Source organism: Xanthobacter autotrophicus (assembly GCF_030015065.1).
Lineage (GTDB): Bacteria > Pseudomonadota > Alphaproteobacteria > Rhizobiales > Xanthobacteraceae > Xanthobacter > Xanthobacter autotrophicus_D.
This window is the reverse complement of sequence record NZ_JAIVFN010000123.1, coordinates 1-12,988: the sequence shown is the minus strand read 5'-3', so window position 1 is coordinate 12,988 and position 12,988 is coordinate 1. Positions and strand designations below refer to the sequence as shown.

General features: G+C 68.6%; 10 protein-coding genes. 2 read left to right on the top strand and 8 right to left on the bottom strand.

What is annotated here, in order from left to right; genetic code table 11:
* Positions 1 to 63: 63 nt before the first annotated feature.
* The gene (locus K9U40_RS19145) at positions 64 to 2,253 is read right to left on the bottom strand and encodes a CHASE2 domain-containing protein (protein WP_282891735.1); all 2,190 of its coding nucleotides are present in this window, start codon (positions 2,251 to 2,253) and stop codon (positions 64 to 66) included.
* Between the two features lie 423 nt (positions 2,254 to 2,676).
* Between K9U40_RS19145 and K9U40_RS19140 the strand changes: the two genes are divergently transcribed.
* Positions 2,677 to 3,693, top strand: coding sequence for a KpsF/GutQ family sugar-phosphate isomerase (locus K9U40_RS19140; protein ID WP_282891734.1), 1,017 nt, complete (start codon positions 2,677 to 2,679; stop codon positions 3,691 to 3,693).
* A gap of 14 nt (positions 3,694 to 3,707) precedes the next feature.
* Here the strand turns inward: K9U40_RS19140 and K9U40_RS19135 are convergent, their stop codons facing one another.
* The 6 genes from K9U40_RS19135 to K9U40_RS19110 form a co-directional block, all read right to left on the bottom strand.
* A complete protein-coding gene (locus K9U40_RS19135; protein WP_282891733.1) occupies positions 3,708 to 4,505 on the bottom strand; it encodes an N-acetylmuramoyl-L-alanine amidase in 798 nt (265 codons plus the stop codon).
* A complete protein-coding gene (locus tag K9U40_RS19130; protein ID WP_282891732.1) occupies positions 4,502 to 5,209 on the bottom strand; it encodes a molecular chaperone DjiA in 708 nt (235 codons plus the stop codon). Before K9U40_RS19130 ends, K9U40_RS19135 begins: the two co-directional genes overlap by 4 nt.
* A 60-nt stretch (positions 5,210 to 5,269) precedes the next feature.
* On the bottom strand, positions 5,270 to 6,109 hold the full coding sequence (locus K9U40_RS19125; RefSeq protein WP_282891731.1) for a GNAT family N-acetyltransferase: 840 nt from the start codon (positions 6,107 to 6,109) through the stop codon (positions 5,270 to 5,272).
* A 228-nt stretch (positions 6,110 to 6,337) separates the two neighbouring features.
* Positions 6,338 to 7,087, bottom strand: coding sequence for a pyrimidine 5'-nucleotidase (locus tag K9U40_RS19120; protein WP_282891730.1), 750 nt, complete (start codon positions 7,085 to 7,087; stop codon positions 6,338 to 6,340).
* A 60-nt stretch (positions 7,088 to 7,147) separates the two neighbouring features.
* Positions 7,148 to 7,519, bottom strand: coding sequence for a lysozyme inhibitor LprI family protein (locus K9U40_RS19115; protein ID WP_282891729.1), 372 nt, complete (start codon positions 7,517 to 7,519; stop codon positions 7,148 to 7,150).
* A gap of 42 nt (positions 7,520 to 7,561) precedes the next feature.
* The gene (locus K9U40_RS19110) at positions 7,562 to 8,392 is read right to left on the bottom strand and encodes an MOSC domain-containing protein (RefSeq protein WP_282891728.1); all 831 of its coding nucleotides are present in this window, start codon (positions 8,390 to 8,392) and stop codon (positions 7,562 to 7,564) included.
* A 448-nt stretch (positions 8,393 to 8,840) separates the two neighbouring features.
* Here K9U40_RS19110 and clpB point away from each other — a divergent pair, with 448 nt between their 5' ends.
* Complete coding sequence (gene clpB / locus K9U40_RS19105) at positions 8,841 to 11,486, top strand: ATP-dependent chaperone ClpB (RefSeq protein ID WP_282891727.1); 2,646 nt, start codon at positions 8,841 to 8,843, stop codon at positions 11,484 to 11,486.
* 170 nt (positions 11,487 to 11,656) lie between these two features.
* Here clpB and K9U40_RS19100 read toward each other — a convergent pair whose 3' ends face one another.
* Entirely contained in the window at positions 11,657 to 12,676 is a 1,020-nt protein-coding gene (locus K9U40_RS19100) for a hypothetical protein (RefSeq protein WP_282891726.1), read from the bottom strand.
* Positions 12,677 to 12,988: the final 312 nt, after the last annotated feature.

Below are 12,988 nucleotides of genomic sequence, written 5' to 3'. Positions count from 1 at the left end.
CATGCAGCCTTCTTGCGGACGGAGCGGAAGGTTTGCAAGCGCGAAGCGCGGCTTGGGGCGGCTCTATCCGGGGCTGGCCGAAGGGGCTGGGACGACGGAGGCATCTCGGCACCTCTCGGCATACAGGGCGTAGAAGCGGGACAGGCGTTCCGGGCCATCGGCGGCGAGCGCTTCGGCGGTTGCGTGCGCCAGCGGGAAAAGGCCGGCGCCATAGCTCGACATGAGCGCCGCATGTCGCCGAGCGAGGCTCGAAAAGGCATCGGAGGTGGCGAAGGCCGCATCCCCCGCCAGCAGATAAAGCTGGCTCGCCCGCGACTTGCCCTTCAGCATCAACAGGTCGGCCTCGAGGAAGGGGAGGTCCGCCACGGCATCGCGCGTCGCTTCGGAGACGAGGATGTCCACGCGCATGGACTTGGTCGCCCCCTCGATGCGCGAGGCGAGGTTCACATCATCGCCGAGGCAGGAATATTCGAGCCGCTGGTCGGAGCCCAGATTGCCGACGCAGCACGGCCCCGTCGCCAGCCCGATGCCGCAGCGCACCGGCGCGAAGGGCCGGCCTTCCGCCTCCGCCTGCCGGCGCCATTCCACGTTCAGCGCATCGAGGCGGGCCGACATGGCGAGGGCGCACAGGGCCGCGTTGCGGGCGTGGGCCGGATCGTCCATGGGCGCGTTCCAGAACGCCATGATGGCGTCGCCGATATATTTGTCGATGGTGCCGCCATGGGCGAGCACCACCTCGGTCATGGGCGTGAGATAGGCGTTCATGAAGCGGGTGAGGGCCTGGGCGTCCATGGTCTCCGAGAGGGAAGTGAAATCGCGCAGGTCGCAGAACAGGATGGTGATGTCCCGCGTCTCGCCGCCGAGCACGAGGCGCTCGGGATTTTCCGCCAGCTTCTCCACCACCTGCGGCGAGACGAACCGGCCGAACACCGAGCGCACCCACTTCTTCTGCTGCTGCTCGTCGCGATAGAGCGCCAGCACCCCCATGAGATAGACGCCGAGCACCGCCCAGCCCGGCCCCATGGGATCGAGCAGCAGGTCGAGCCTTGTGAAGGCGAGCCACGCCCCGACGGCCAGCGCCGCCACCACCAGCGCTCCGGCGACGCCCGCCGCCAGCGCCGGGACGCGGGGCAGCACCAGGGCCAGCAGCAGGCCCAGCACCGCCGTGAGCACCATTTCCGCGCCGCGCGCCCAGTCCGGCCGAACCAGGTTGGCGCCGGTCACCATGTGCTCGATGAGCTGGGCCTGGATCTCTACCCCCGCCACCGCCGCGTCGATGGGGGTCGCCCTTGTGTCCATGAGGCCGGCGGCGCTGGTGCCTACGAGAACGATGCGGCCCTCCAGTTCCTCCCTTGGAACGGTGCCGTCGAGCACCGCGGCGGCGGAGAGGAAGCGGCGCGGATCGGTGGGGGTAAAGCGCACCCGCACCTCCCCCTGTGCATCGGTGGGTACGTCGAGGGCGCCGATCTTCACCGCGGTAATGCCGGACTTGGTGCCGAAGCCCTCATCGCCGCTGGCGTTGGAGGCGCGCACCACATAGGTGGTCGCCCCCTGCGCCACCCGGAGCGCCTCGGCGCCGAGGCCGGGCACCAGCCTGCCGTCGAGGGCGAGCAGCAGGGGCACGCGGCGCACCACCTGGTCGCGGTCGGGCAGCCAGTTCAGCGCGCCGATGCCCTTCGCCGCCGCCGCGAGGCCCGGCAGGGGCGCCACCGCGCCGGCGAAGCGCGGCACGAAGGCGAGGGGATCATCACCGGCGGCGGCGATGCCCCACTTCGCGGGATAGGCGGCGCCGGTCCGCGCCCCCGTGAGCACCGCGCCGAGCACGGAGGGGCTTTCGCCGAGGGCGCGGGCAAGGATCTCGTCGTTGCTCTGGCGCCCGGCCAGCGCGGTCTGGACCGGCGCGCGGACATCCTCGGGCAACAGGCCCACCACGGCGGCGGGGTCCAGCCGGTCCGGCTCGGAGAACACCATGTCGAAGCCGATGGCGGCGGCGCCGGCGGCGGTCAGCCTGTCCACCAGCCGGGCCACGGTGGCGCGCGGCCACGGCCACTGGCCGATGCGGGCAAGCGACGCCTCGTCCACGTCCACCACGCGCACCGGCAGGTCGGGATCGTAGGCGCGGGGGGCGGCGCGCTGGTAGAGGTCGAACAGGCCATTGCGCGCGTCCGCCAGCGGGCCGGGATCGGCGCCCATGACGAGAAGGCCGGCGGCGAGGGGGCCGCCCACGGCGAGCCAATAGAGGCGGGACCACATGCGGCCGGCGCGCTTTCGCTGGATCGAACGGCGCAAGCCTAGAGCAAATCCGCGTCGATCGGAATCGGGGGCGGGAGGGGCGCATGGAGACGGGCGACGCAAGATAAGGTCGCGTCCCATTCCGGAACACACGCCGCTCCAAGGCCCGCACGCAGCGGGAACGCAGCATGACCGAATCGGTTTTCGTCGGCGTTTCCCGGTTCGTTCCTTCGGGCGCCTGTCGCTCCTTCGCGCTTGCCCCCTCCCCAGCCTTCCCCGACCCGAAGCCGGATGTTTCCGGCTTCGGAACCTCACATCCGAACGCGGCAACAGCCGAGGTCGGGCGGGAGAGGGAGCTTTTCCGGCTCTCTCCTTCAACCGGGTCGCCCGGCCAGTGGCGGGCCGTCTCTCCCCTTTGCGGGCGAACGGTGCTATCCAGTCGCCATGAAGCGTTCTCCGGCAAATAAAGTTCCGGCCGACGACGGGCCCCATGTGCATCCCGCCGCGGTTGTCTCCGCGCTTGCGACCCTTGATGCCGAAAAGGCGGGCCTCGCGGCCCTGGCCACGGCCATGGCCGGCCCGCTCGGCGCGGCCTTCGACGTGGCCGTGGCCACCATCCAGAATTCCCGCGGCCGCGTGATCGTCACCGGCATGGGCAAGAGCGGGCATGTGGCGCGCAAGATCGCCGCGACGCTCGCCTCCACCGGCACGCCGGCCCATTACGTCCACCCGGCCGAGGCCAGCCACGGCGACCTCGGCATGATCACCACCGACGACGTGATCGTGGCGCTCTCCTGGTCGGGCGAGACGGTGGAGCTGCATGATATCGTGGATTATTCGCGCCGCTTCGACGTGCCGCTGATCGCCTTTACCTCCAACGCCGACAGCGCGCTCGCCTCCAGCGCCAGCGTGGTGCTGAACCTGCCGGTGGCGCAGGAGGCCTGCCCCCACGGGCTCGCGCCCACCACCTCCACGCTCATGCAGCTGGCGCTGGGCGACGCGCTGGCGGTGGCCCTGCTGCAGAGCCGGGGCTTTACCGCCCTCGATTTCCGCCAGTTCCACCCCGGCGGCAAGCTGGGCGCGAGCCTGAAATTCGTGCGCGACGTGATGCGCCAGGGCGATGCGGTGCCGGTGGTGCCGGCCGGCACCCTCATGGGCGCGGCGCTGGTGGAGATGAGCGCCAAGGGCCTCGGCTGCGTCGGCGTGGTGGCTGCGGACGGCGCGCTCTCGGGCATCGTCACCGACGGCGACCTGCGTCGCCACATGGCCAACGACCTGACTGCCCGCAAGGTGGAGGAGATCATGACCCCCGCGCCCAGGACGGTGCGGCCGGACCAGCTCGCCTCCGAGGCCCTCAACATCCTCAACAGCCGCAAGATCACCGCGCTGCTGGTGGTGGAGGGCCGGGCGCCCGTGGGCGTGCTGCACATCCACGATCTGCTGCTGACCGGCATCGCCTGACGCTCAGGCGCGGCTCAGGCCACCTCCGGCACGTCCCCCGGCCGGGTGGCGATCAGGTCACGCAGGGTGAGGATGGTGGCGGCGTCCGCCACCCCGTCCACCTTGGCCGGGCGGAAATGGCGCTGGAACGCGGCCACCACCTCGGCGGTAGCGGCGTCGTAGGCGTCGGTCAGCTCGATGTCGTAGCCGTAGAGCGCGAGCATGGCCTTGAGCGCCGCCACCGGCGCCCCGGCATCGCCCAGCATCAGGAAACGCCCGCCCTCGGCCTGCGACGGCGCCACCAGATGGCCGATGCCGGCGGCATGCAGCGCCGCCCATGGGAAGTTCTCCCCCGGGTCGCGCTTGCGGGCGGGGGCCACGTCCGAATGGGCGAGCACCCGGTCGGCGCGGATGCCGTGGCGGGCGACGATGTCGGCGCAAAGGGCGATCACCGCCGCGATCTGCGCGGCGGGAAAGTCGGGCAAGCCGAAATCGTGCCCGCCATTGACGATCTCGATGCCGATGGAGCGGGAATTGGTGTCGCTGATGCCCTCCCAGCAGGAGCGGCCCGCATGCCAGGCCCGCGCCGCCTCGGCCACCATCTGCACCACGCTGCCGTCCTCGCGCACCACATAGTGGCAGGACACCTCGGAGCCGGGGGCGCGCAGCAGTTCGATGGCGGCCTCCGCGCTCGCCATGCCGGTATAGTGCAGCACCAGCATGTCCACCTTGGCCTTGCGCGGCCCGAAATTGGGCGAGGGCAGGAGGGCGTCCACCCACGGGCTGTCGGGGGCGTCGAGAAACCCCGGCGTGGCGGTGTCCGGCGCGGTCATGCCAGCCTCCGCTGCCGGGTGATGACGGCGTAGGCGGCATTGAGCGCCGCAACCCGGTCGTTGGCCAGCTTGATGGCGGCGGGCGGCAGGCCGCGCCCGGCGAGCTTGTCGGGATGATGGCTCGCCACCAGCGCCCGCCAGCGCGCCTTCACCTCCTCGTCCGAGGCGCCGGGGTCGAGGTCGAGGACGGCATAGGGGTCGCCCGGCCGGCGCACATGCCGGGCCTCGATGCGGGCATAAGCGGGGCCGGCGAAGCCGAGGATGCGGCCCACCTCCTCCAGGAATGCCAGTTCCTTCTCGTGCAGGGCATGGTCGGCCTTCGCCACGTGGAACAGGGCGTCGAGCAGGTCCTCGCGGGTGTCCGGGGCGTCGGCGAACATCTGCGCCACCTGCCGGGCGTAGGATTGGAAGCCGGCGGTGTCCTGCTTGGCGAGGTTGAAGAGGCGGGCCACCGCGTCCAGATCCTCGGGCGGGATGTCGAATACCTCGCGGAAGGCTTCCACCTCCGCCGGCACCACCACGCCGTCGGCCTTGGCCATCTTGGCGGAGAGGGCGATGAGCGCCACCGAGAAGGCGGCGGGCTTTTCCGCGGGCGTGAGCAGCAGCCGGTCAAGGGCATGTCCCGCAAGCCCGCCCAGCAAGGCGCCGAGCGGCCCGCCCAGCACAAATCCCACACCTGCTCCCCCGATCAGACCGTAAGCCACGCGTCCCTCCGCCGTTGCTGCGTCGCAGCTAACGGGGTGTCGCGGCGCTCTCAAGGCGGATCAGCCCAATTCGAAGGTGGTGATGCCAAAAATCCACCCGAGCGGCAGGTCCGGGGCCGGGCCGCGATACATGCGCGCGGTCTCGAACACGGGGGTGAGCCCCGCCCCCTCGGCGAGGGCGCGGGCGGCGGCATGGGGCTCGGGCACGTCGAGGAAGACCGGACCGCCCTGCGCGGTGGCGACCAGCGTGCCGAAGAGGGCGGCGGCGCCCTTCGCATCGTCGGCGAATAGGGGGCCGACCTTGTGGCCTTCCCGGCAGCGGCGGATGACGCCATATCCCCTCACCGCGCCGTCCACGAGGAAGGCGCAGGCACGGCCGAAGGGCGGGGCGAGCCAGGCTTTGAGAAAATCGGGGCGGGCAAAGCCGAAGCAGGCGGTATCCAGCGCCGCCACGCCGGCGAGATAAGCCGGGGCGATGTCCACCACGCGGAGATCGGGTGCGCCGGCCGGCGCCGTCCCGCCATAGCGGATGTTGCGATGGGCGAGGCCGAAGCCGGAGCGGGCGTAATTGTCCTGCTGCGCCAGCACCCCGTCGAGCCCGACCGTGCCCTGAAGCCCCGCGAAGGTCTCTTGCCACAGGGCTAGCCCGAGCCCCTGGCCCCGCAGGTCCGGCCGACAGATGTAGAAGCCGACGAAGGTGAAGCCGCCCGCATAGGCCGTGGCGGAAATGACCGAGGCCAGCGCGCCGTCGCGGAACAGGCCGCGGAAGGCGCCCTTGTCCTGCGCGAGGAAGGCGGCGGCATCGGCAAGGCCCGGGTTCCAGCCTTCCCGCGCGGCCCAGTCCACCACCGTCTCCACTTCGGCGGGATCGAGGGTGCGGATGGTGGTGGTCGCGGTCATGGCTTCCCCCTGACTGTCCCGGCCCCGTGTCCCGGCCGACTGCAACGCAGCGTAGCGCAGTGGAAGGAGAGTCGGGAGCCAGCGCAAGAGGCGCCGAAGGCGCCTTATGGGGCGGGCGCTCAGCTTTGCCTGCTGCGCAGCAGTTTTGCTCTGGACCCCGGATCGGCGCTTCAGCTGCGCTGTCGCCGATCCGGGGTACGGGGGCCCTCGGTCAAGGCCGGTTTCGCCTCAGTCCTGCTCCGTCACCGGCGGCGGGGCTTCCCGCGCCACGGTTTCGAGGAAGCCGGCGAGGTCTTCGGTAATGTGGTCCACATAGGCATCCTCGCGGCCCTCGAACTCCCAGCTTTCGCGGGCGGCGATGGTCTCGCCCGGCGGGATCACGAGGACGGTGACCATGCCGAGGCGGTGCGGCACCTCCAGGTTGCGGGCGAGGTCCTCGAACATGGCGGCGCGTTTCGGGTCCACGCCGTGGGTCCTGAGGAAGCGCAGATAGGCCTCCTCGGTGGGCTTGGGGTGGAACTCGGCTGCCACGATGTCGTGCACGGCGGCGAAATGCGCGTCCATGCCCAGCTTTTCCAGCACGTTGCGGGCGTGGCGCTCGGAGCCGTTGGTGTAGACGATCTTCGCCCCCGGCAGCGCCTCGATGGCGGCGGCGAGGCGCGGCGCGGCATCCAGCCCCGACAGGTCCACGTCGTGCACATGGGCGAGGAAGGCGTCCGGCTCCACCCCGTGCTCGATCATCAGGCCGCGCAGGGAGGTGCCGTAGCGGCGGTAATAGTCCTTCTGGATGCGGAAGGCGTCCTCCGGCGGAATGCCCAGCAGGTCCGAGATGTAGCCCTTCATGCGGGCGTCGATCTGGAACCACAGATCGTGGTGGGCGGGGTAGAGGGTGTTGTCGAGGTCGAACACCCAGGTGTCCACCGCGTCGAAGGACATGACGGAGGCGCCGGGAAAGGGAGGCGGGGAAGCAAGGGTCATGGAACGCGACACGCTTTGATCAGCGGGTCGCCGGACCCGCTCGGGTCGCCGCAGCATGCCTCAGAAGGGGCCGCGGGAATAGATCTCGCCCAGCGCCGCTTCCAGCTGGCCGATCCGGGTCCGGTAGGCTCCGGAAAGACAGCCCGTGTCGCCGCCGCAGGTGGAGCGCTGCGCCAGCCAGGCGCGCTGGGCATCCTGGATCATGCCGCGCTGGCCCATGGCCACGAGTTTCGTCAGGACGCCGTAGAGGGTCGCCATCTTCACATCGAGCTGGGCGAGGTCGCAGCTGTCGCAGACCGCCTTCTCGTCCGCGGCACGGGCCCCGGCGCAGTCGAAGCTCGCCGCCCCGGCCGGGGCCAAGGCGGGAACGAGGGCGAGGAAAGTCGCGGCGAACACAGCCGGGACGAGGCGGATCCGGGGCGGCAGGGGCATGGCGTTCTCCTCATCTCGTTGTCGCTTGCGGTGCGGGAGGGTTCAGGCGAGGGCGACCTCGTCGCCCACCGCCACCCGTCCGGAGCGCACCACCTTGGCATAGATGCCGCAGTCCGCGTGACCATAGGCGCCGACCAGCCCTTTCACCACGTTGAGGTCGCGCGCGGCGGTCACGGGGTTCACGTTCACGGCGGCGCAGCGCTCGGTGCGCTTGAGCACGGCGATTTCGGCCTCTCCCACCTTCAGGTGCCGCCCCGCAAGCTCCAACTCGGTGCCGGCGGGCCAGCCCTCCAGATGCAGGTTCATGCGGAAGCGCCGGGGATCGAGCCCGGCGCCCATGCGGGCTTCCAGGTCGTGCACGCTGTCGAGGTTGAGCAAGGACAGGAAGCCCGAGCGCAAGGAATCGGTGAAGCGAAAGCCCTGCGGCGCAGTGAGCAGCTTCAGGGGGCCGCGCGCCTCCTCGCCCATATGGAAGGTGAGGAAGGCCTCCACCTCCGCCCGGCCATCGGCCGTCGAGAGGTCGGCGCTGACCGCCTCGTGGCCGTCGAGGTGGAGCGTGAGCGTCGCCGTTTCCGGGTCGTAGCGGGAGGCGAGGCCGGCAAGGCGCGCATGGCGCATCAGCATGATGTAGGCGGTCTTGGGCCGGTATTGGGGATCGCGGGGGTCGAAGCCGCTCGGTCCGTTCTCCACCGCATAGAGCCGATCGTTCGGGAAGAAGGCGCCGGCCTCCAGCGTCACCGCGTCGAGGGCTTCCGGCGACAGGCCCTTCACCGGGTGGCGGTAGAGGGCGGTGATGGTGGCGGCGGGCAGATCGGCAAGGGCGCAGGCCGGGGATGCCGGCGAGACGGGCGCGGGGGGCACGGGCGCGGGCATGGCGATCTCTCCGGTTCAGGGCCGCCCCTCCCATGGCGGGCGTCGAGCGTCAAGGCCAAGGGCGTTTCGGCGGTGTCTTAGTTGGAAAATCTGCTGCTTCGACGAGGTGCACCCTGGAACCCTCTCCCGCTTGGGGGAGGGTTCCAGGGCCGTACCGGTCGCAGCGGCAGATGTCACACTGGAGCACCAGCGAATTTCGCCTGGATCAAGGCGGCGGGTGCGGATCGGTACATGCTGCCGGCGGGACGAAAGGGGGCCGGGCCTTGCACGCGCAAGATCCGCGCGAAATCGGCCTCCGCCCTCTTCCGTTGCCGCCGGACCACACCCACATGAGGCACGGCACAGGTTCGTTCCACCTGTACAGCGGTAGCCGGGGATGCCGGGACCGTGTCCCGCCGCGCCCCTTATGCTTCCTGAGAAGGTACCGGGCGCGAGAAGGAGGAGAGACATGAATTTTGAGATCTATACCGAGCGCGCGCGCGGCTTCGTCCAGTCGGCCCAGTCGCTGGCGGTTCGGGAGGGCAACCAGCAGTTCACGCCGGAGCACCTGCTCAAGGTGCTGATGGATGACCCGGAAGGTTTGTGCTCGGGGCTGATCCAGCGTGCGGGCGGCAATCCCACGCTGGTGCGCGCCGAGGTGGAAGCGGCGCTGAAGAAGCTGCCGAAAGTGGAGGGCGGCTCCGGCCAGGTCTATGTGAGCTCCGCGCTGGCGCGGGTGTTCGAGACTGCCGAGCAGGCGGCGAAGAAGGCGGGCGACGGCTATGTCACCGTTGAGCGCATGCTGCTGGCCCTCGTCATCGAGAAGGATGCCGAGGCGGGCAAGATCCTCACCAAGGCCGGCGTCACGCCGCAGACCCTGAACGCGGCCATCGAGGCCCTGCGCAAGGGCCGCACCGCCGACAGCGCCACCGCCGAGAACGCCTATGACGCCCTGAAGAAATATGCCCGCGACCTCACCCAGGCCGTGCGGGATGGCAAGCTCGACCCGGTCATCGGCCGCGACGAGGAGATCCGCCGCACCATCCAGGTGCTGGCGCGCCGCACCAAGAACAATCCCGTGCTCATCGGCGAGCCGGGCGTCGGCAAGACCGCCATCGTGGAGGGCCTCGCCCGCCGCATCGTGGACGGCGACGTTCCCGAGAGCCTGAAGAACAAGAGCCTGCTCGCCCTCGACATGGGCTCCCTCATCGCCGGCGCGAAATATCGCGGCGAGTTCGAGGAGCGGCTGAAGAGCGTGCTCTCCGAGGTGGAGAGCGCGGAAGGCGGCATCATCCTGTTCATCGACGAGATGCACACCCTGGTGGGCGCCGGCAAGACCGACGGCGCCATGGATGCCTCCAACCTGCTGAAGCCCGCGCTCGCCCGCGGCGAGCTGCACTGCGTCGGCGCCACCACCCTCGACGAGTATCGCAAGCACGTGGAGAAGGACGCGGCCCTTGCCCGGCGCTTCCAGCCCGTCTTCGTCTCCGAGCCCACGGTGGAGGATACGGTCTCCATCCTGCGCGGCCTGAAGGAGAAGTACGAGCTGCACCACGGCGTGCGCATCACCGATTCGGCGCTGGTGTCGGCGGCGGTGCTCTCCAATCGCTACATCACCGACCGCTTCCTGCCCGACAAGGCCATCGACCTGGTGGACGAGGCCGCCTCGCGCCTGCGCATGCAGGTGGATTCCAAGCCCGAGGAGCTGGACAGCCTCGACCGCGAGATCGTGCGCCTGAAGATCGAGCAGGAGGCCCTGAAGAAGGAGACCGACACCGCCTCCAGGGACCGCCTCGCGCGGCTGGAGAAGGATTTGGCGGACCTTGAGGAGAAGGCCTCCGTCCTCACCTCCAGGTGGAAAGCGGAGAAGGAGAAGCTCACCGAGGCGACAACCGTCAAGGCCAAGCTCGACCAGGCCCGCGCGGACCTCGCCACGGCGCAGCGGCATGGCGAATACCAGAAGGCCGGCGAGCTCACCTATTCGGTGATCCCGGAGCTGGAGAAGCGCCTCGCCGAGATCGAGAAGGCCGGCGCCAACGGCAACATGGTGGAAGAGGCGGTGACGCCCAACCACATCGCCGGCGTCGTCTCCCGCTGGACCGGCGTGCCGGTGGACAAGATGCTGGAGGGCGAGCGCGAGAAGCTGCTGCGCATGGAGCTGGAGCTGGCCAAGCGCGTGGTGGGGCAGTCGGAGGCGGTGGCCGCCGTCTCCACCGCCGTGCGCCGCGCCCGTGCCGGGCTGCAGGACCCGAACCGGCCCATCGGCTCGTTCCTGTTCCTCGGCCCCACCGGCGTCGGCAAGACCGAGCTGACCAAGGCGCTGGCCGAATTCCTGTTCGACGACGAGACCGCCATGGTGCGCATCGACATGTCGGAATACATGGAGAAGCACTCCGTGAGCCGCCTCATCGGTGCGCCTCCCGGCTATGTGGGCTATGACGAGGGCGGGGCGCTGACCGAGGCGGTGCGGCGCCGGCCCTACCAGGTGGTGCTGTTCGACGAGGTGGAGAAGGCCCATCCGGACGTCTTCAACGTCCTCCTCCAGGTGCTCGACGATGGGCGCCTGACGGACGGTCAGGGCCGCACGGTGGATTTCCGCAACGTGCTCATCGTCATGACTTCCAACCTCGGCGCCGAGTTCCTGGCCGACCCCCGCCAGCCCATGGGCTTCAAGGTGCCGGGCCACGAGGGGGAGACCGTGGTGTCCGACGAGGAGGCCTACGACATGGTGATGGGCGCGGTGCGGCGTCATTTCCGCCCCGAGTTCATCAACCGCATCGACGAGATCGTCATGTTCCACCGCCTCAAGCGGGAGCAGATGGACACCATCGTCGACATCCAGATGGGCCGGCTGCGCAAGCTGCTGGAGGATCGCAAGATCGTCCTGGAGCTGTCGCCGGAGGCCCGGCACTTCCTGGCCGAGAAGGGCTACGACCCGGCCTATGGCGCGCGTCCGCTGAAGCGCACCATCCAGAAGCTGGTGCAGGACCCGCTGGCCGAGAAGATCCTCGGCGGCGACATCCTCGACGGGGCGACGGTGAGGGTGGGGCTGGCGGACGGCCACCTGACCTTCGCGGGCGAGGCAGGGCCGGTGGACCGCGATCAGGCGGCGTGAGGGGTGTGAGGAGCCGGGGCGGGTGATGCCCTGGCTGAGAGGGATGGCCCCCGGCGCAGGCGATGCGCCGGGGGTTTTTGGTGGGGGTGGGGTTTCAGCGGCGTCTGGCACGTAAGGAGGGCGTTGAGCGCCATTCACCGAGCGTTGAGTTGCAGCACGGAAGCGGACCCCTATGGCGGCAAGAGTGACACTGTCTTCTTCGTTCGTCCGGTCACCTTGAACCGCCGGACCACGATCCTGTTCTCCTCCAGAGCCGCTATCAAATCGTTGGGGATGGCCTCCCCTTCCGGGACCACAAGGAATCGCTTCGGTGTGCTACCGGTGCCATGTGTGATAAGTTGTCCGATAGCTGTGTAGAGAATTTGGCGTGCGGTGCTCGTTTTTACCTCGTAGAGTTCAATGTACTTGTCGCCCTGGGAGACGAAAAGATCGATTAGAATTGTTCTATTGATCTTCTCGCCGCCGCAGAGTGCTGCTAAACGCTCTTGATACAGGGCCTCCACGACGTCCCCATGATAGCTGATGTAGTCGATATCGCCGGCGCTGCGTCTGCCACGCTTGCGGCCGGAGAATTCCTTTCTGTATTGCTCGAAGTCTGCGACCTGGGTTTGAAATTCGGCGCTGTTGAGATTGCCCGAAGTGGCAGCCTCCTTGAACTCTGCGACCAGTTGGACGAAGCGCCAGATCCGGCCAGCCAGGTCCTCATCGTCGATATTCCCGATGACGAGGCCACTGCGGATCTCGCCTTCGCCCGTGGCGACATTCACCAACTGGGGCTTCGCCCAAAACAGGAAATCCGATTTCCCAATGCCCTTGCGACCGCCTCCAATCTTGCCGGAATGCATCAGGTAGATGGCGCCAGTCAGAGGGTCCTCGGCGAAGAAACCGGCAGTTCGTTCCTGGTTGGTCTCCAGAGGAATGTTAATCTCGACGGTGATGTGCTGGGTCCCGCGCTCAGGCAGAAAAATGCCGAAGCCGTTCCAGAAGCGCTTGGTCGAGTCTTCCTGCACCGGCGGCATGAACGAAGCCCACAACTCACCTGGCCCGAATCCGAAAACGTCGTGGTCGAAATTGGCGCCGCGAAAGCCGATGTTGAAGCAGCCTTGATGATCGAGTGCGGACTTCAGGTTCCGCTCTAGCTGAGCCTGAGCTCGCCTTTTCTTTGCAGTGGTGTCGACGAGAATAAACACCTGCTATCCTCACAGATCATGGGTTAACGAACTGTACGCCGGTATTAATTGCGCGCCAGTGCTAGGTGGCACGGTCTTCGTCTACGAGTCGACCTCAGTTTACCTGATAGGCGTGGCATCGCGTGACACTTAGGCCTGAACCCATGCTTTCTCGGCCAGAGTATCAGGAGATTAGCGAGCCACTTCTGTACGCAGCGCTTGTTACAATGAAGTGGTGCGATACCCGATCAGGCAAATGAACGCTCACTCCAACGGGCTCCTGAAAGCGGGCCTGCTGAACGTTAGCAAGGGCCACCCCCCTCACTTCCCCCT